At 71.9% G+C, this 18,592-nt stretch carries 16 protein-coding genes; 11 read left to right on the top strand and 5 right to left on the bottom strand.

Annotated features, from left to right (window positions below; all coding sequences use genetic code 11):
- Positions 1-95: 95 nt before the first annotated feature.
- Positions 96-1,196: a M20 family metallopeptidase gene (locus ACFUPX_RS01650; protein ID WP_383314829.1), complete on the top strand. Its 1,101-nt coding sequence runs from the start codon at positions 96-98 to the stop codon at positions 1,194-1,196.
- Here the strand turns inward: ACFUPX_RS01650 and ACFUPX_RS01645 are convergent.
- Genes ACFUPX_RS01645 through ACFUPX_RS01635 form a run of 3 tightly spaced genes read right to left on the bottom strand, consistent with a single transcriptional unit; the run spans position 1,183 to position 4,155 of the window.
- The gene (locus ACFUPX_RS01645) at positions 1,183-1,992 is read right to left on the bottom strand and encodes an ABC transporter ATP-binding protein (protein ID WP_383314044.1); all 810 of its coding nucleotides are present in this window, start codon (positions 1,990-1,992) and stop codon (positions 1,183-1,185) included. The genes ACFUPX_RS01650 and ACFUPX_RS01645 overlap by 14 nt on opposite strands.
- A 4-nt stretch (positions 1,993-1,996) precedes the next feature.
- Entirely contained in the window at positions 1,997-3,088 is a 1,092-nt protein-coding gene (locus ACFUPX_RS01640) for a FecCD family ABC transporter permease (protein WP_383314826.1), read from the bottom strand.
- A 47-nt stretch (positions 3,089-3,135) separates the two neighbouring features.
- Positions 3,136-4,155 (bottom strand): FecCD family ABC transporter permease, encoded by a 1,020-nt coding sequence (locus tag ACFUPX_RS01635; protein ID WP_383314823.1) that lies wholly within the window; start codon positions 4,153-4,155, stop codon positions 3,136-3,138.
- A gap of 226 nt (positions 4,156-4,381) precedes the next feature.
- Here ACFUPX_RS01635 and ACFUPX_RS01630 point away from each other — a divergent pair, with 226 nt between their 5' ends.
- From ACFUPX_RS01630 to ACFUPX_RS01595, 8 genes are all read left to right on the top strand, one after another.
- Positions 4,382-5,365: an ABC transporter substrate-binding protein gene (locus ACFUPX_RS01630; RefSeq protein WP_383314040.1), complete on the top strand. Its 984-nt coding sequence runs from the start codon at positions 4,382-4,384 to the stop codon at positions 5,363-5,365.
- On the top strand, positions 5,362-6,147 hold the full coding sequence (locus tag ACFUPX_RS01625) for a 2,3-dihydro-2,3-dihydroxybenzoate dehydrogenase (RefSeq protein ID WP_383314037.1): 786 nt from the start codon (positions 5,362-5,364) through the stop codon (positions 6,145-6,147). Before ACFUPX_RS01630 ends, ACFUPX_RS01625 begins: the two co-directional genes overlap by 4 nt.
- A 39-nt stretch (positions 6,148-6,186) precedes the next feature.
- Positions 6,187-7,407 (top strand): isochorismate synthase DhbC, encoded by a 1,221-nt coding sequence (gene dhbC / locus ACFUPX_RS01620; protein ID WP_383314034.1) that lies wholly within the window; start codon positions 6,187-6,189, stop codon positions 7,405-7,407.
- Positions 7,404-9,029, top strand: a complete 1,626-nt coding sequence (locus tag ACFUPX_RS01615) for a (2,3-dihydroxybenzoyl)adenylate synthase (protein ID WP_383314031.1) — start codon at positions 7,404-7,406, stop codon at positions 9,027-9,029. Before dhbC ends, ACFUPX_RS01615 begins: the two co-directional genes overlap by 4 nt.
- Before the next feature lie 80 nt (positions 9,030-9,109).
- Positions 9,110-9,742: an isochorismatase family protein gene (locus ACFUPX_RS01610; RefSeq protein ID WP_383314028.1), complete on the top strand. Its 633-nt coding sequence runs from the start codon at positions 9,110-9,112 to the stop codon at positions 9,740-9,742.
- Position 9,743: 1 nt separating this feature from the next.
- On the top strand, positions 9,744-9,974 hold the full coding sequence (locus tag ACFUPX_RS01605; protein WP_383271642.1) for a phosphopantetheine-binding protein: 231 nt from the start codon (positions 9,744-9,746) through the stop codon (positions 9,972-9,974).
- On the top strand, positions 9,971-13,867 hold the full coding sequence (locus ACFUPX_RS01600; RefSeq protein WP_383314025.1) for an amino acid adenylation domain-containing protein: 3,897 nt from the start codon (positions 9,971-9,973) through the stop codon (positions 13,865-13,867). The genes ACFUPX_RS01605 and ACFUPX_RS01600 overlap by 4 nt, the downstream gene beginning before the upstream one ends.
- Positions 13,864-14,067: an MbtH family NRPS accessory protein gene (locus tag ACFUPX_RS01595; RefSeq protein WP_383314022.1), complete on the top strand. Its 204-nt coding sequence runs from the start codon at positions 13,864-13,866 to the stop codon at positions 14,065-14,067. Before ACFUPX_RS01600 ends, ACFUPX_RS01595 begins: the two co-directional genes overlap by 4 nt.
- A gap of 49 nt (positions 14,068-14,116) precedes the next feature.
- On the opposite strand, the gene fes is transcribed toward ACFUPX_RS01595, so the two are convergent.
- Positions 14,117-15,397, bottom strand: a complete 1,281-nt coding sequence (gene fes, locus ACFUPX_RS01590) for an enterochelin esterase (RefSeq protein ID WP_383314019.1) — start codon at positions 15,395-15,397, stop codon at positions 14,117-14,119.
- Positions 15,398-15,535: 138 nt separating this feature from the next.
- Here fes and ACFUPX_RS01585 point away from each other — a divergent pair, with 138 nt between their 5' ends.
- Complete coding sequence (locus ACFUPX_RS01585; protein ID WP_383314015.1) at positions 15,536-16,405, top strand: hypothetical protein; 870 nt, start codon at positions 15,536-15,538, stop codon at positions 16,403-16,405.
- Positions 16,406-16,421: 16 nt separating this feature from the next.
- Here the strand turns inward: ACFUPX_RS01585 and ACFUPX_RS01580 are convergent, their stop codons facing one another.
- Positions 16,422-16,919, bottom strand: a complete 498-nt coding sequence (locus tag ACFUPX_RS01580) for a MarR family winged helix-turn-helix transcriptional regulator (RefSeq protein WP_383314012.1) — start codon at positions 16,917-16,919, stop codon at positions 16,422-16,424.
- Between the two features lie 93 nt (positions 16,920-17,012).
- On the opposite strand from ACFUPX_RS01580, the gene ACFUPX_RS01575 reads away from it, so the two are divergent.
- Positions 17,013-18,467 carry an MFS transporter gene (locus ACFUPX_RS01575; protein ID WP_383314009.1) on the top strand — a complete coding sequence of 485 codons (1,455 nt, stop codon included), beginning with the start codon at positions 17,013-17,015 and terminating at the stop codon, positions 18,465-18,467.
- Positions 18,468-18,592: the final 125 nt, after the last annotated feature.

The following is an 18,592-nucleotide window of genomic DNA, read 5'->3' as shown; positions in this document are numbered from 1 at the left end:
GGCCGACCGTAAGCTGTCGGCGCAGGGTGTCGGGGTGTCGGCGGCGGTGGCGAGGAGACGACGTGGCGGGTGGCGCGGACCAGGTCAAGGAGGAGATCCGGGCTCGGATCGGCGAGGTGCGGGGCGAGCTCGTCGGGCTCAGTCGGCGGATCCACGGCCATCCGGAGATCGCCTTCGAGGAGCGGCGGGCCGCCGGGTGGTGTGCGGACGTGCTGCGGGGGCACGGGTTCGCGGTGACCGCCCCGGCTTATGGGCTCGAAACCGCCTTCGAGGCGACCCTCGGATCCGGGCCCGTGACCGTCGCGCTCACCTGCGAGTACGACGCGCTGCCCGGCATGGGGCATGCCTGCGGGCACAATCTGATCGCGGCGGCGGGCGTGGGGGCCGCCCTCGGTCTCGCTCCGGTGGTCGATCAACTGGGCCTGACCGTACGCGTGTTGGGGACTCCCGCGGAGGAGAGCGGGGCCGGGAAGGCGTTGCTGCTCGACGCGGGGGCCTTCGAGGGGGTCGACGCGGCGATGATGGTGCACCCGTGCCCGTTCGAGGTGGCCGACTTCCATTCGTACGCGATGGGGGCACTGTCGGTGGAGTACACGGGCAAGTCCGCGCATGCCGCGCTCAATCCGCAGGACGGGCGCAACGCTGCCGACGCGCTGACCGTGGCGCAGGTGGCCCTGGGGCTGCTTCGGCAGCAGTTGCCCGGAGAGTGGAAGGTGCACGGCATCACCACCGGGGCCGGGACCGCGCTCAACGCGATTCCCGAGCGGGCGAGCGCCGCGTACGCGCTGCGGACGCCGTCGGTGGACGAGCTTCGCGAGTTGCGGGAGCGGGTGGCGGACTGCTTCCGGGCGGGGGCGCTCGCGGCCGGGTGCACGGTGGATCTGGAGCAGCCCGCGCCCGACTATCTCGACTTCCGGTCGGACGCCGGTCTCGTCGCGCTGTGGGAGGCGAACGCGCGCGCCCTGGGCCGGCCACAACCGCAGCGGCGCGGGCCCTTCGCCTCCACGGACATGGGCAACGTCTCGCACGTCGTGCCGTCCATCCACCCCGTTCTCGACATCAGCGGGGGCGGCTGCGGCCCGCACCAGCCGGAGTTCGCCGCCGCGGCAGCCACTCCGGCCGCCGAGCAGGCCATGGTCGACGGGGCCGTGGGGCTGGCGTGGACGGCCGCGGACTTCGCCGTCAGCCGGGTTTGACCACCGTCGGGGGCGTCTTCGCGGTCATCGTCGGTACGACCACCGGGGAGCCGTCGCCCGGCGCCTGGAGGATGTCCGCGTCGATCCCGTACAGCTCCTTGACCAGCTCGGCGGTGACCACATCGCGGGCCGGGCCGTTCGCGACGACCTTGCCCGCGTTCATGGCGATGACGGTGTCGGCGTAGCGAGCGGCGCTGGCGAGGTCGTGCAGGACCATGACGACCGTGCGGCCCGCGGCGGCCACCTCCCGTACCAGGGACAGGACTTCGACGGCGTGCCCGAGGTCCAGGGCGCTGGTCGGTTCGTCCAGGAGGACGATCGGTGTCTCCTGGGCCAGGACCATCGCGAGCCAGCACCGCTGACGCTGACCGCCGGACAGGTGGTCGAGGCGGCGCGTGGCGAGGTCCGTGGTGCCGGTGGCTTCGAGTGCGCCGCGCACGGCGGTCTCGTCCTCGCGCGACCACTGGCGAAAAAGCCCCTGGTGGGGATGGCGGCCGTAGCGGACGAGCCCGGCGACCGTGACCGCCTCGGGGGCCTGCGGGGACTGGGCGAGCAGCGCGATGCGGTGGGCCGCGCGGCGCTGGGTGAGCCCCCACACGTCCTCGTCACCCGCGCGCACCGTGCCCGAACTCGGCTTGTGCAGCCGGGAGATGGAGCGAAGGAGCGTCGACTTTCCGCAGCCGTTCGGGCCGACGATGGCGGCGACCTGTCCGCTGGGGATGGTCAGGTCGACGCCGTCCACGGCGGCCGTGTGGCCGGGGTAGCCGGAGGTGAGCGCCTCGACGGTCAGTTGCACGGGGTCAGGCCTTTCCGGTCTGCTCGGAGTTCTTGCCGAAGAGGACCCAGAGGAGGAAGGGTCCGCCGAGGACGCTGGTGATGACGCCCACCGGGATCTCCACGGGGGCGACGACGCGGCCGAGCGCGTCGGCGGCGCCCACGAGGGCCGCGCCGACCAGGGCCGAGCCGATGATCGGGACCCGGGTCGGGCCGCTGAGCCGGGAGGCGACGACGGGCGCGGCGAGCGCGACGAAGGCGATCGGTCCTCCGATGCCGACGGCCACGCCGGACAGGGCGACGGCGAGCGCGAGGGTCACCGCGCGGACGCGGCGGACGTTGACGCCGAGGGTGGCCGCCATGTCGTCGTCGAAGCGCAGGAGTTGGAGGCGGCTGCCGGCGACGAGGGAGAGCGGGACGAGGACGAGCAGGATGAGCGAGAGGGGTGTGCCCACACTCCAGTCACGGCCGCTGAGCGAGCCGACGGTCCAGAGGAATACGCCGCCCGCGGTGTTGTCGTTCTCGCGGGACATGACGAGGTCGGTGACGGCGCCGATGACGGTGGAGACGCCGATGCCGACGACGAGGATGCGGTAGCCCCCGCTGCCCGCGCCGCCCGCGCAGGCGACGACGACCATGGCCGCGGCGGCGGCGCCGAGCGGCCCGAGCCACCAGTCGCCGATCATCCCGGTGGACGAGCCGACGACGGAGGCGACGACGGCCGCGGTGGCGCCTTCGTTGACGCCGATGATGTCGGGGGTGGCGAGCCGGTTGCCCGCGAGGGTCTGGGTCAGGCACCCGGCGATGCCGAGCGCGGCGCCGACCATGAGGCCCACGACGATGCGCGGGAGCCGGAAGTCCTGCACCAGCATGACGGTGGCGAAATCCCCGGTTCCGAGCAGTCCGGAGAGGCTGTCGGAGAAGCTCATGCCGGTGGAGCTGGCGAAGGTGGCGAGCGAGACGACCACGCCGATGACCAGGGTGAGGCCGACGGCGGCGAAGGCGCTGCGGTAGGGGAAGAGCCAGGAGAAGGTCCCGACGCGGACTGCGGTGGAGTCGGGCGGGGTGACGTCGACCTGATCCGCCTCGGAGGTCTTCGAGGCGTTCGAGGCGTTCAAAGCCTCCGAAGCCTCCGGAGTCCCGGCCTCCGGTATCTCGTGCGTACTCACGCGGCGACCCCCGCCGTGGACATCCGCTTCGACCGTGCGATCCAGATCAGCAACGGGCCGCCGATGAAGGCGAGCAGCACGCTCACGGGGGTCTCCCAAGGGCGGATCACGATCCTGGCGAGGAGGTCGGCGGCGATCATCACGTTCGCCGCGACCAGCGCGGAGAGTACCAACTGGCCCGCCATCCGGGGCCCGGTGACGGCGCGCGCCGCGTACGGGGCGAGCAGGCCGAGGAAGGCGATGGGCCCGGCGAGCGCGACCGCCGAACCGGCGAGGAGGGTCACCGCCGCCGCGACGGTCAGCCGGATCCGCCCCGGGTGGTGGCCGAGGGAACGTGCGCTGTCGTCGCCGAGCGCGAGCGCGGACAGCGGGCGTACGCAGCAGAAGGCGATCAGGAGCCCGACCGCGATCAGCGGGATCAGGGGGTACGTCTCGGAGGTCTTGATGCCGGCCAGCGAACCGATGGTCCAGTAGCGGTAGGTGTCGAAGGTGGCCTGCTCGCCGAGGAGGACGTACGACGTCATGCCGTGGAAGGTCGCGCCGAGCGCCGATCCGGCGAGGACGAGCCGCAGCGGCGAGCCCGCGGCCCTACCGGACGCGGCGAGCAGGAGGACCACCGCGCTGGCGGCCATGCCGCCGACCAGGGCCCACACCAACACGCCGTACGCCGAGGTCACTTGGAAGTACGTCAGGCCGATCACGACGCCGAGTGCCGCACCCGAGTTGACCCCGAGGAGGCCCGTCTCGGCGAGCGGATTGCGGGTGACGGCCTGGAGGAGGCAGCCCGCGGCGCCGAGCGCGACACCGACCAGGACGCCGGCGAGCGTACGTGGAAGGCGTACGTCCATCACGGCGAGCCGGATCTGGGCGTCGGCCCGCGCGGAGGGGTCCCCGGTGAGGAAGTCCCAGGCGCGGCCCGTCGGTGTCGAACCGGACCCGACCAGGAGCGAGAGGAGGCCGAGCAGCATGAGCAGGACGACGAGGCCGGCGGCCGCCCACAGCGTGGGGCGATGCATCTTCGCCAAGTCCGGTATCGGAGGTCTGGATCCGGACGTTGGGACCGGCCCCCCTTGCGCAACCAACATGAAGTTAGCCTAACCTAACCTTGACCTGGAGCCCCGGTTCGGGGTGTGGCCGAACTCCCTGTTCCCTCAGGGCTACTTCGCCATGCCCCGACACGGCCAGGGATGACCCTTATGTCCGGACTGACCCCCGGACTACAGAAGCATGGAGATCACGGACATGTCCTCGAACCACACCCCGCGCACCCGGCTGACCGCGATCGCGGCCCTCACTCTGGCCTCCGCGCTCACCCTCTCCGCCTGCGGTTCGGACTCGTCCGACGACTCCGACTCCAGCACCAAGGGCAAAAACGCCACGAAGGACGTGACCGTCACGGACGCCTCCGGTGCGGAGGTGAAGATTCCGGCCAATCCCAAGAAGGTCGTCGCGCTGAGCGAGATGGACCTCGACTCGGCCCTCGCCCTGAAGGTCAAGCCGGTCGGCCTCTCCGCGGGCCGCGGCCAGAAGGGCGCCCCCGGGTATCTGGCCGGCCAGGCCAAGGACATCCCGGTCGTGGGCGCGGTCACCGGACCCGACGTCGAGAAGGTCCTCCAGGCCAAGCCGGACGTCATCCTGGCCGGTCAGCTCGCCGACCAGCAGGTGCTCAAGCAGCTCAAGGCGATAGCCCCGACGGTCGTCACGATCGACAGAACCAAGGACTGGAAGAAGTCCCTGGAGCTCACCGGCGAGGTGCTCGGCAAGTCCAATGAGGCGAGCGCGTTCCTCAAGGACTACGACACCAAGGCCGCCGCCGTGCGGAAGAACCTCGGCGACAACGCGGGCGCGAGCGTCTCCGTGGCGCGCTACTCCGCCAAGGGCACCGCCGTGATGCAGCAGGGCGTGTTCATCTCCGACGTCCTGAAGGACCTCGGCCTCAAGCGGCCCGGCATCCAGAACAAGAAGGGCGAGGGCCACTCGACGCCGCTCAGCGACGAGGACCTCAAGCAGATCGACGCCGACTGGCTGTTCATCGGCACGCTCACCTCCGCCGGGCCCGACGCCGACCTCTTCAAGGAGCTGAAGAGCAAGGCCGCGTACAAGCAGCTCGACGCGGTCAAGAAGGACCACACCACCGAGATCGACGGCTCGAAGTGGACCAGCCTGGGCGGCGCGCAGGCCGCCGTCTCCGTCCTCGAGGACGTCGAGAAGGCGATGGGCAAGTGACGTCCGGCATAACCGACCCCGAGCTCGCGGGGCGGGTGGCCCTGGTCACCGGCGCGAACCGGGGCATCGGACAGGCGGTGGCCCGCGCGCTCGCCGAGCGCGGCGCGCGGGTCGTGGCCGCCGACCGGTCGCCCGAGGTCAAGGAGCAGACCGAGGGCGGTCCCGTCACGGGCCTGGTGCTGGACGTCACCGACGCGGCGGCCGTCGACGCGGCGTTCGACGAAGTCGAGCAGACCGTCGGGCCGTTGGACATCCTGGTCAATGTGGCGGGCATCCTCAGGCCCGCCCCGGTCGTCGAACTCACCGACACCGACTGGGCGGAGACCTTCGCGGTCAACACGAACGGCGTCTTCCACACCTCGCGCGCGGCGGCCCGCCGCATGACCGCGCGGGGCAAGGGGTCCATCGTGACGGTCGGTTCGAACGCCGCCGGGGTGCCCCGTACCCAGATGGCCGCGTACGCCGCGTCCAAGGCAGCCGCCACGATGTTCACCAAATGCCTCGGCCTGGAGGTCGCCCGCGACGGCGTGCGCTGCAACGTCGTGTCGCCGGGCTCCACCCACACCGACATGCAGCGGCAGTTGTGGACGGACGACCACGAGCAGGCAGCCGCCCGCGTCATCGAGGGCGATCCGGCCTCCTACCGGGTCGGCATTCCGCTCGGCCGGATCGCCGAACCCTCCGACATCGCCGACGCGGTCGCCTTCCTGGTCTCCGACCGGGCCCGGCACATCACCCTGCACGACCTGTACGTGGACGGCGGCGCCACCCTGCGCGCCTGAAAGCCGCGCCGCCCTCCCCTACTTGACGAGGAGTCATCCGTGACACCCCCCAATGACGTGGTCGCACTCGACGCCCCCACCACCCCCGGGGCCGTCGGCGCGGCAACCGCTCTGCTCGACGCCTACCGACCCGGCGACACCCGGTTCTTCGCGTCGCCCACCCGCACCCTCCTCGCCCACGGCACTGCCGCCGAAGTACCGCACGACGAGCGGCCGTTGACGGAGCGGGTCGCCGCCACCCTCGACGCGCAGCGCCGCGCGGGCAACCAGGCCCCGATCGTGGTCGGCTCCATCCCCTTCGACCCCGCCGCGCCCGCCGTGCTCGCCGTGCCCGAAGCGGCCCGCTGGGCGCCCGCGCTGCGCACCGACCCGCTGGTCGCGCTGCCCACGCCGCCGCCCGCCACGGCTCGCGGCTGGCAGCTGCGCGAGGTCCCTTCGGGCGCGGAGTACGCCGCTTCGGTCGAGGCCGCGGTGGCGCGCATGAAGAGCGGTGAGTTCGACAAGGTCGTCCTCGCCCGCACCCTGGAGCTGTCCACGCGGAGCCCGCTCGACCTGCCCGCGATGCTCCAGCGCCTGGCTCGCCGCGACCCGCGCGGCTACTCCTTCGCCGTGCCCACGGGCGCGGGCCGCACGCTCCTGGGAGCGAGCCCGGAGCTGCTCGTCTCCCGGCACGGCAACCGCCTGACCGCCAACCCCCTGGCCGGTTCGACGCCCCGCTCGGCGGACCTCGCCGAGGACGTGCGCCGGGCCGCCGCGCTGCTCGAATCGGCGAAGGACCTGCACGAGCACGCCGTCGTCGTGGACGCCGTGCACAAGGCCCTCGCCCCGTTCTGCGCCGACCTCGACGTGCCGGAGCGGCCCACCCTGGTCCGCACCGCCACCATGTGGCACCTGTCGACGACGGTCACCGGCGAGCTCTCGCAACCGGCCACCACCGCACTGGAGCTGGCGACGGCCCTGCACCCGACTCCGGCCGTGTGCGGTACCCCTACCGGGCACGCCCGTGACGTGATCCGCGGCCTTGAGCCCTTCGACCGCGGCCACTACACCGGCATGGTGGGGTGGAGCGACGCGCGCGGCGACGGCGAATGGGTCGTCACGATCCGCTGCGCCGAAGCCGAACAGACGCCGGACGGCGGCGGACAGCTGCGGCTCTTCGCGGGTGCGGGCGTCGTGGCCGACTCCTCGCCGGAGGCCGAACGCGCCGAGACGGGCGCCAAGTTCCGTACGTTCCTGGATGCGGTGGGGGTCGACCGATGACGACGACGGACAGCCGCAGGGACGCGCCACCGATACCCGAGGTCTTCGCCGAGCGGTACCGCGCAGCCGGGTACTGGCGCGGCGAGACGTTCGGCGGCATGCTCCGCGAACGGGCCGACGCGCACCCGGCCCGGGTGGCGATCACCGACGGGGAGCGGAACTGGACGTACGGAGAACTCGACGTACGCGCCGATCAGTTGGCCGCAGGCTTCGCCGCCCGTGGCATCGCCAAGGGTGACCGGGTCGTCGTCCAGCTGCCGAACGTCGCCGAGTTCTTCGAGGTGATCTTCGCGCTGTTCCGGATCGGCGCCCTGCCGGTCTTCGCGCTGCCCGCGCACCGCGAGACGGAGATCCACTACTTCTGCGAGTTCACCGAGGCCGTCGCCTATGTGATCCCGGACCGGGTCGGCGGCTTCGACCACCGTGACCTGGCATCGAAGATCCGCGCTGAAGTCCCCACGCTGCGTGAAGTGTTCGTGGTGGGCGAGCCGGGCGAGCACACGGCCCTGGCCGACGTGCCGTGCGAGCCGAAGCCGATCGACGGGCCCGAACCGTCCGACCTGGCCTTCCTCCAGCTCTCCGGCGGCAGCACCGGCGTACCCAAGCTGATCCCCCGCACCCACGACGACTACATGTACTCGCTGTGGGGCTCGAACGAGCTCTGTGGCGTGACGGAGGACTCCGTCTACCTCGTGGCGCTGCCCGCGGCCCACAACTTCCCGCTCTCGTCGCCCGGTTCGCTCGGCTTGCTCTACGCGGGCGGCCGTGTCGTGATGTGCCCGCAGCCCGACCCGGACACCGCGTTCCCGCTCATCGAGCGCGAGCGGGTGACCATCACCGGTCTCGTGCCGCCGCTGGCCCTGGTCTGGACGGACGCGGGGCGCTCCACCCCGTACGACATCTCCAGCCTGGAGGTGCTCCTCGTGGGTGGCGCGAAGTTCAGCGAGTCGGCGGCCCGCCGGGTCGCCCCCGCGCTCGGCTGCACGCTCCAGCAGGTCTTCGGGATGGCCGAGGGCCTGGTCAACTACACGCGTCTGGACGACCCGGCGGAGACGATCGTCACCACGCAGGGCCGTCCGATCTCCCCGGACGACGAGGTCCGCATCGTCGACGACCTCGACCAGGAGGTGCCGGACGGCGCGGCGGGCCACCTCCTGACCCGCGGCCCGTACACCATCCGCGGCTACTGGCGCGCCCCCGAGCACAACGCCCGCTCGTTCACCGCCGACGGCTTCTACCGCACCGGCGACATCGTCAGCCGCACCCCCACCGGGCATCTGGTGGTGGAGGGCCGGGCGAAGGACCAGATCAACCGCGGTGGCGAGAAGATCGCCCCGGAGGAGGTCGAGAACATCATCCTCGCCCACCCCCACGTCCATGACGTGTCGGTCGTCGCCGTCCCCGACGAGTACCTGGGCGAGCGGACCCTGGCGTACGTGATCCTGCGCGCGGACTCCGAGCCGCTGAAGCCCGTCGTCATCAAGAAGTTCGTACGGGAGCGCGGTCTCGCCGCGTACAAGGTCCCCGACCGGGTCGAGTTCGTGACCGCCTTCCCGCAGACCGGCATCGGCAAGATCAGCAAGAAGGACCAGCGGACGACCGCCGCGGCCCCGGGCAGCTGACCCCTGCCCCCCGAGCGGCTGACCCCCGCCCGGCGCACCCCGATCCACCAGCTTTCCTGAGTTCCCGAAAGGCCCCCACCATGGCGCTCCCCGCCGTCACGCCGTACCCGATGCCCTCGTCCGACGAGCTGCCCGACAACCGGGTCGCGTGGACCATCGACCCGCGGCGGGCGGTGCTGCTCGTCCACGACCTGCAGAACCACTTCCTGACCGCCTACACCCCCGACACCTCGCCGACCACCGAACTGCTCAGCAATGTCGGAGAGTTGGCGAAGGCGGCCCGCGCGGCGGACATCCCCGTCCTGTACTCCGCCCAGCCCGGCGGCCAGTCGCCGGCCGAGCGCGGGCTCCAGCAGGACTTCTGGGGCCCGGGGCTGCCCGACGACGAGCACGCGAAGGCGATCGCGGGCCCGGTCGCGCCGGAGCCCGGCGACACCGTGCTCACGAAGTGGAAGTACAGCGCGTACGTCCGCACCGACCTGGAGGAGCGCATGCGCGCGGCGGGCCGGGACCAGATCGTCATCGTCGGCGTGTACGCGCACATCGGCGTCCTGATGACGGCCTGCGACGCGTGGATGCGGGACGTGCAGGCGTTCGTCGTCGCGGACGCCGTGGCCGACTTCTCCCGCGAGGACCACGACATGGCCCTGCGCTACGCGGCAGGACGCTGCGCGGTCGTCACCACCACCGACACGGTTCTGAAGGGGATCTGACATGGCGCTCAGCGTGGAACTCATACGGGCCGACGTCGCCGATGTCCTGGGCGAGGACCCGGCCGACATCCCGCTCGACGAGAACCTCGTCGACTACGGCCTCGACTCGGTGCGCATCATGTCGCTCATCGAGCGCTGGCGCCGCGAGCACGACATCACCGCCACCTTCGTGGACCTGGCCGAGCAGCCCGCCATCGAGGCCTGGGCGCCGATTCTGGGAGCCTCGGCATGAGGCTCACCGCTGCCCAGTCGGGCATGTGGTTCGCGCAGGCGCTCGACCCCGGCAGCCCGGCCCAGAACACGGCCGAGTGCCTGGAGATCCACGGTCCCATCGACCCCTCGCTCTTCGCGCGGACGCTGCGTCAGGTGGTGTCGGAGGCCGACGCCCTGCGCGTGCGGATCATCGAAGGGTCGGACGGGCCACAGCAGTTGGAGGTCGCCGAGCCGACGCTCCCGCTGAAGGTGCGCGATCTGCGCGGCGCGTCCGACCCGGACGCCGACGCGCAGGCGTGGATGCGCGAGGACCTGTCCACGCCGTTCGACCTGGCGGCCGGGCCGCTGTTCGCGCACGCGCTGTTCCGCGTCGACGACGAGCGCTGGCTGTGGTACCAGCGGGTGCACCACATCGTGATGGACGGCTTCGGCTACTCGCTGCTCGCCCGCCGCACCGCCGAGGTCTACACCGCGCTCGCCGCGGGCGAGGAGCCGGGAGAGAGCCCCTTCGGCCGCCTTGCGGACCTGGTCGCCGAGGACACCGCGTACCGCGCGTCGGAGACGTTCGAGGCCGACCGCCGCTACTGGGACGGCGCCTTCGCCGACCGTCCGGACGCCCCCAACCTGGCGGGCCGCACCGCCCTTCCCTCCCGCGCCTTCCACCGCCGCAGCGCCCGCCTGTCCCCCGAGGCGACCTCGCGGCTGCGGGAGTCGGCGTCCTCGATGCGGGCGACCTGGCCCGAGGTGCTCGTCGCCGCGCAGGCGCTGTACGTGTCGCGGGCCACCGGCTCCGCCGAGGTGGTCCTCGGTCTGCCGATGATGGGCCGCATGGGTTCGGTGGCCCTTCGCGTGCCCGGCATGGTGATGAACGTGCTTCCGCTGCGGCTCACCGTGACCCCGCAGGCGACCTTCGCCGAGCTGACCCGGCAGGTGGTGCTCGGCATCCGCGCGGCCCGCCGCCACCAGCGCTACCGCTACGAGGACATCCGCCGCGACCTGGGCCTGCTGGGCGAGGGCCGGTCCCTGGTCGGGCCGCTCATCAACGTCATGCCGTTCGACTACGGGCTGACCTTCGCGGGCGCCCGCACCGACGCCCACAACCTCTCGGCGGGCCCGGTCGACGACCTCACCGTCAACGTCTACGACCGCGCCGACGGCAGCGGTCTGCGCATCGACTACGACGGCAACCCCGCCCTGTACGAGCCGGAGGAACTCGGCGCCCACCAGGCCCGGTTCATGGAGCTCCTGGAGCGCATCGCGGATGCGGGACCGCACACCCCGCTGGCCGAGCACACGATCGCCCGCCGAGCCGAACTCACCCTCGTGGTCGACGAGTTCAATGCCACCGCGCACCCGGTGCCGCCCACCACCCTGATCGGTCCGATCGAGGGCCAGGCGGTCCGCACCCCGGACGCCACCGCCCTGGTCTTCGGCGACCAGGAGCTCACCTACGCCGAGCTGAACGCCCGCGCCAACCGGCTCGCCCACCACCTCATCGAGGTCGGCGTAGGTCCTGGCGCGCTCGCGGCGGTCGCCGTGCCCCGCTCGCTCGACCTGGTGATCACCCTCCTCGCCGTGCTCAAGGCGGGCGGCGCCTATCTGCCCCTGGACCCGGACTATCCGGCGGACCGCCTCGCGTACATGCTTCAGGACGCGGGACCGGCCTGCGTGATCGCCGACCGCGCCGACCGGGTGCCCGCTTCGGGTGTTCCGCTCGTGGCCCTGGACCGCCTGGACACCACTGCGTACGGCGCTTACGACCCGCCGCGCGCGCTGACTCCGCACCACCCCGCGTACGTCATCTACACGTCCGGTTCGACGGGCCGCCCCAAGGGTGTCGTCGTGCCGCACTCGGCGATCGACAACCGGCTGCGCTGGATGCAGGCTCAGTACGAACTCGCCGCCGGTGACCGGGTGTTGCAGAAGACTCCCTCCGGGTTCGACGTGTCGGTGTGGGAGTTCTTCTGGGCGCTGCGGGTGGGCGCGACACTCGTCGTCGCCGAGCCCGGCGGCCACAAGGACCCGGCGTACCTGGCACGCGTCATCCGCGAACAGGGCATTACCGTCTGCCACTTCGTGCCGTCGATGCTCCAGGTGTTCCTCTCCGAACCGGCTGCGGCGCAGTGCGCGGGACTGCGGCACGTCTTCTGCAGCGGCGAGGCGTTGGCGCGCGAGACGGTGCGGGAGTTCGGGCGCGTGCTGGACGGCGTACCGCTGCACAATCTGTACGGTCCGACCGAGGCCGCCGTCGACGTGACGTACCACCCGTGCGCCACCGGCGCGAGTGGCCCGGTGCCGATCGGCAAGCCCGTCTGGAACACGCGCCTGTACGTCCTGGACGCGGCGCTCCAGCCGTGCCCGCCCGGCATCCAGGGCGAGCTGTACCTGGCGGGGACGCAGCTGGCGGCCGAGTACCTGGGGCGGCCCGAGCTGACCGCGTCCCGTTTCGTCGCCGACCCCTACGGCCCGCGCGGCACCCGGATGTACCGCACGGGTGACCTGGCGCGCTGGACCGAGCACGGCGAGATCGAGTATCTGGGCCGCACCGACCACCAGGTGAAGCTGCGCGGCCTGCGCATCGAACTGGGCGAGATCGAGGCCGAGTTGGCCGCCGACCCGGCGGTCGGCGCGGCCAGTGTCCTGGTGCGCGAGGACCGGCCGGGCGATCAACGGCTCGTCGGGTACGTGACGTCCGGCGACTCCGGGGCCGCCCCCGACCCCGAGGAGCTGCGCGCCCGGCTCGCCCGCACACTGCCCGACTACATGGTGCCGGGCGCGGTCCTCGTCCTGGAGGACTTCCCGCTCAGCCCGAACGGCAAGCTGGACCGGCGCGCGCTGCCCGCCCCCGCCTTCGAAGGGGCGGGCGACGGCGGCCGGGTGCCAAGCGGCCACCGCGAGGAGACGCTCACCCGGCTCTTCGCCGAGATCCTTGGCGTGCCCCACCTCGGCGTGGACGACGCCTTCTTCGACCTGGGCGGGACGTCGCTCCTGGCGGCCCGTCTGGTCGCCAGGGTCCGCGACACGCTGGGCGCCGAGCTCACCATCGGCACGCTCTTCCAGGCGCAGACCCCGGCGGCGCTCGCGGCCCACCTGGACGCGGACCGCAGCGAGGCCGACCACGCCCTGGACGTGCTGCTCGCACTGCGCTCCGGCGGCGACCGCACCCCGCTGTTCGCGTTCCACCCGGCGGGCGGCATCAGCTGGTGCTACTCGGGGCTGCTCTCGCGGCTCGACCCCGGACAACCGGTGTTCGGCCTCCAGGCACGCGGGCTGCACGGCTCACCCGGTGAGGGTGAACTCCCGGCCACCATGGCGGAGATGGCCGCCGAGTACGTCGAAGCGCTGCGTGCGGTGCGGCCTCATGGTCCCTACCGGCTGCTGGGCTGGTCGGTGGGCGGAGTGCTCGCCCACACGGTGGCCGTGCTCCTCCAAGAGGCGGGCGAAGAGGTCGAGTTGTTGGCGCTGCTCGACGCCTATCCCTCCGACCAGTGGCGGGATGCCGCCGTTCTCGCGGAGGCGGACGCCCTGAAGGCGCTGCTGCGGATGGCCGGTTACGACCTGACGGACGAGCTGACCCGCGAGGACGTCCTGGCGACGCTCCAGCGCGAGGGCAGCGCCCTGGCAGGACTGCCCGACCGTACGCTCTCCGCGGTCCTGGACATCGTGGTCAACAACGCCCGCCTGATGCGCGAGCACGACCACCGCGCCTTCGACGGCGACGCCCTGTTCTTCACGGCCGCGGCGCCGCGCGCCGAGGACTGGCTGACGAGGGAGGCCTGGGCGCCGTACGTCAGCGGCACGATCAGCAACCACGACGTGGACTGCCTGCACCCGGAGCTGACCCAGCCGCGCCGCCTGGACGAGGTATGCGCCGTCCTCGCCACCCGCCTCAAGGAGCTGGACCACGCATGACGACCGCACCCGGCCCCTTCGACCCGGTCGCCACCGACGCCGCCACCGCCACCGAGCCGACGCATCTGGTCCTGGAGAACGACCTCGGGGAGCACTCCCTGTGGCCGGTCTTCCGCCGCGCTCCTGAAGGTTGGACCACGGTGTACGGACCGGAGACGTACGGCCGTTGCGTCGCCCGCCTCCAGGATCCGCCCGCGTGAGGGATGTCCTGCTCGTCCGCCCGGCGCGGGGCCTCGGCCCCGCGTCGGGCTACGCGGCGGCTGTGTCCACCGTGCGCCGGGCGCCGAGCAGCCCGACGAGTCCGTCCGCGAGCTCGGTGCGCCAGCACAGGTAGTCGTGCCCGCCGTTGAACTCGCGGTACACGGCGTCCTCGTACCCCTTCTCCCGCAAGGTGGCGCGCAGCCTGCGCATGGCGGGCAGCGCGACCCACTCCTGCTCGCCGGCCGACAGCCAGAACCGCACCGGCAGCTTCTCGCTCGCGGCGATGCGTCCGGTCAGCCACTCGGAGCTTTCCAGGTCGGGACCGTCGGGCCACCAGAAGGACCCGGACTGCGCGAGGACGCCGCCGAACCGCCCCGGCGCCAGCACACCGGCGTACGCGGCGGTGAGACCGCCCAGGCTCTGGCCCGCGACGACGGTCCGCGCCGGGTCACCGGTCAGGGACAGCCGCTCGCCCGCCCAGGGCAGCAGCTCGGTCTCCAGGAATCCGACGAACCGTTCGTTGCAGGCGAGTTCGGCCCAGCGCCGGTCGGCGCTCAGGGATTCGGGAAGCAGGGCGGCCAGGGGCGGGATGCGGCCTTCGGCGATCAGATTGTCGAGCAGGGCCGCGACGTCCAGGCCCGGCTGCCACATCTCGCCGTCCATGAGCACCAGGACGGGCAGGTCGTCGCCGCCGCCCGGCGGCTCGTACAGGTGCACCCGCCGCTCGTTGCCGAGCAGTTCACTGCGGACGGTGTGCGTGCTGACGGTGCCGCGCGCGACGCCCTCGCGGCGCTGCCAGTCGTCGCCGCTGGGCGCCTGCGGCAGCTCGACGTACGAGACCGGCTCACCGCCCCAACGCTTGGCGAGCGTACGTGCGTTGAGCGGGTCCGTCCGATGCTGCTGCCTAAGCCAGGGCCAGTACGCGCTGTCCACCCGCTCGGGCCCTGCCCCCTCGTCCACGCACAGGCTGTAGGTCGCGCGCCAGTCCGCGCGCATGCGGACCGACCAGTGCCAGATGTCCGTGCCCGGCACCCGCTCCATCAGGTTGGGGGTCATGTCGCGCGGATCGACGATCTTGTTGGGCAGCACGAGGACGGCGCGGGTCGCGTCGTTGCCGCGCCACAGGAACGTGACCACCCGATGCCCCTCGTCGCCCCGAGGATCGGGCTCGACGACGGGCGCCCCACCGGACTCCCGCACGTCCCCCCAGAAGTCGCCACGCTCCACGGCCCGGACCACCCACGCACTCTCCGCGCGCTCGACGGGCCGCGGCCGCGGGATGCGGGGCGGCCTGCGGGTCGCCCCGACGGGAGGAGCGGTGAGCGGCATGGGGAAGCCTCCAGGAGTCCACTGCGTACGCACGGTCGCACACATAGCTAAGGGTGACCTTACTTGAGTGGGTCGCTCCTGACCGGACCAGGGCCGGGCCGCCGCTCCCGACCGCGGGCCCCCGGTACATTGCCGCCTATGTCGATACCGAACCCCCAGCCCAACCAGCCCAGTCAGCCGAACCAGCCGAATCCGTACCAGCAGCCCCCGAATCCCTATCAGCAGCCCCCGGCCGCCCCGTCCCCACAGCCATACGGCCAGCCGCCGGGCCCTTACGGTCAACAGCCGGGCCCCTACGGTCAGCCGCCCGCCCCGCCCGCGCCCCCGGCAGGTCCGCGCAAGCCCACCCCGGGCTGGGTGTGGGGAATCGGCGGCGTCGTGCTGGCGTCGGCCCTGTGGGCGGGCGGGCTCTTCGCCACCGGCAACCTGGGTTCCGACAGCGGGAGCGGCGGCGACGACGCGAAGGCGGACCTCGCCGGTTACCAGTACACGAAGGACCTCTGCGACGCCTCGCCGCTCGACGGCTTCAAGAAGAAGTACGAGATCGACGGCGACTCCACGTCGACCACGAGCTACGGCTCCCGGCAGAAGGCCTTCGACCAGAGCTACTGCAGCCGCAAGCTCAAGGACCCGGACGCGGGCGCCGACGCCTATTCGAGCATCTACGTCTACTCCACCGCCCGGTGGCACAAGGCGACGGACCCCGAGGGCGACTTCGCCTCGGAGCAGAAGGCTTACGAGGACCAGTCGCAGAAGACGTACAGCTACAAGACCAAGGCCGTGAGCGGCATCGGGGACGAGGCGTTCCTGGTGACCGAGACGAGCGGCACGGGCGACGACGACCTGAACGGCATGACCCTTGCCGTGCGCGAGGGCTGGTTCACGCTCCAGATGCACTGGAGCTCGTACGCGGGCACGGACGACAAGTCCGAGCCGCCGACCGCGTCGGAGGTCGAGGAGATGCTCACCACGGACACCCGCGCGACGATGGAGGGGCTCAAGAAGTAGGGGGCAGCGCGGCGGTTCAGGGGCGCGGCCAGGGGTGCCCCTCCAAGCGTTCGATGTCGCTGTTGAAGCGCTGGAGGAATCCGGCAAAGGTCGCCACGTCATCGGCCGACCAGTTGTCCAGGACCTTCTCCAGGCCCTGGGTGTACTCGAAGCGGTCGGCGTCGAGCTGCCGCGCCCCCTCGGCGGAGATGCGGAACTTGCGGGCCATGCCGCCGTCGGGGTCGGGGATGCGCTCGACGAGTCCGGCGCGCAGCATGGCCGCGGTCTGCCGGTTGAGGGTGGAGGCGTCCAGGCCGAAGGCGTCGGTGAGCTGACCGATGGACATCGGGCCGTCCATCTGGATGCGGCTGAGCAGGATGTACGCGCTGCGGTCGAGGCGCCCGCCGGAGGAGCGCGTGCGGGGGTTGAACAGGTGCGAATGCCGTCCGAGCAGCATCGTCTCGAATTCGACCTGCCGAACGGGCTTCTCCGTGCGGCCAGCTGAGGTGTCCATGCGACGAGCGGGCTTTTCCATACAGACATTCTACTAGGCATATGCATCATGCACTTCATATGTATAGTGCATATCGTGTCCGGCGGCCGTCCGGGCGAACCGAGGGAGAAGCCAGTGGTCAGCTCGAAACCCGATGTCCGCCCTGGGCGTGTCGTTGGGGTACTCGCTCTCGCGGGCATCGTGGCCGCGGTCATGCAGACGCTGGTGGTGCCCCTGATCGGCGACCTCCCCGACATGCTCGGCACCAGCCCGTCGAACGCCTCATGGGTGGTCACGGCCACCCTGCTCTCGGCGGCGGTGGCGACGCCCGTGGCAGGGCGGCTCGGCGACATGTACGGCAAGCGGCGCATGCTGCTCGTCTCCGTGATCCCGCTCGTCGCCGGTTCGGTGGTCTGCGCGCTCGCCTCCTCCGTGGTGCCGATGATCGTCGGCCGGGGCATGCAGGGCCTGGGCATGGGCGTGGTGCCGCTGGGCGTCAGCCTCCTGCGTGACGTGCTGCCGCCGGAGAAGCTCGGCTCGTCCATCGCCCTGATGAGCGCGTCCATGGGCGTGGGCGGCGCGCTCGGTCTGCCCTTCTCCGCCGCGGTCGCCGAGAACGCCAGCTGGCGCGTGCTGTTCTGGGTCGCCGGCGCCCTGAGCCTCCTGGTCGCCGTCATGGCCTGGCTGTTCGTGCCCGCGGGACGGGTGAGCACCGGCGCGGTCCGCTTCGACGTACTGGGCGCGATCGGACTGGGCAGCGGGCTCATCAGCCTGCTGCTCGCCGTGTCCAAGGGCTCCGACTGGGGCTGGAGGAGCGGCACCACGCTCGGCCTGTTCGCCGCCGCCGTGGTGATTCTCCTCGCCTGGGGCTGGTGGGAGCTGCGCAGCGACGAACCGCTGGTCGACCTGCGCGTCACCGCCCGCCCGCAGGTCCTGATGACCAACGCGGCCTCGGTGCTCGTCGGTTTCGCGATGTACGCCCAGTCGCTGGTCGTTCCCCAACTGCTCCAGCTGCCCGAGGCCACCGGCTACGGCCTGGGCCAGTCGATGATGGCCATGGGCCTGTGGATGGCCCCGGCGGGCCTGATGATGATGGCCCTCGCACCGCTCGGCGCCAAGCTCTCGGCCGCCCGCGGCCCCAAGGTGACGCTGTCGGTCGGCGCCCTGGTCATCGCCGTGGGCTACGGCTCCTCCCTGCTCCTGATGGGTTCGACCTGGGGCCTGCTGGTCGTGACGCTCATCTGCAACACGGGCGTCGGCCTGGCGTACGGCGCCATGCCCGCCCTGATCATGGGCGCGGTCCCCCGGTCGGCGACCGCGTCGGCCAACAGCTTCAACACCTTGATGCGCTCGATCGGCAGCTCCGCTGCGGCGGCCGTGATCGGCGTGGTCCTCGCCCAGATGACGACGGACTTCGGCGGCCATCTCCTGCCTTCGGAGAACGGCTTCCGGGCCGCCATGCTGATGGGCTGCGGGGTGGGCCTCGCGGCGGCGGTGGTCGCGGCGTTCATTCCCGTACGGGAGGTGGAGACGGGTTCCGACACCGAGGCCGTCACCGACCCCCGCCCGGCGTCCGAAGCCACGGCCTGACGGGAAAGAGGGCAACGGCCGCAGTCCTGTTGAAGGACTGCGGCCGCACCTTTAGCATTTCCGCGGCTGTCACTCGATTCGTTTGTGCGCGGATACTCGTCCCGGAATTGCGAACGGAGTCGTCC

The organism is Streptomyces sp. NPDC057302, from assembly GCF_042667685.1.
Taxonomy (GTDB): domain Bacteria; phylum Actinomycetota; class Actinomycetes; order Streptomycetales; family Streptomycetaceae; genus Streptomyces.
Note: the sequence above shows the minus strand (reverse complement) of the source record. Positions and strands in the feature narration are given on the sequence as shown.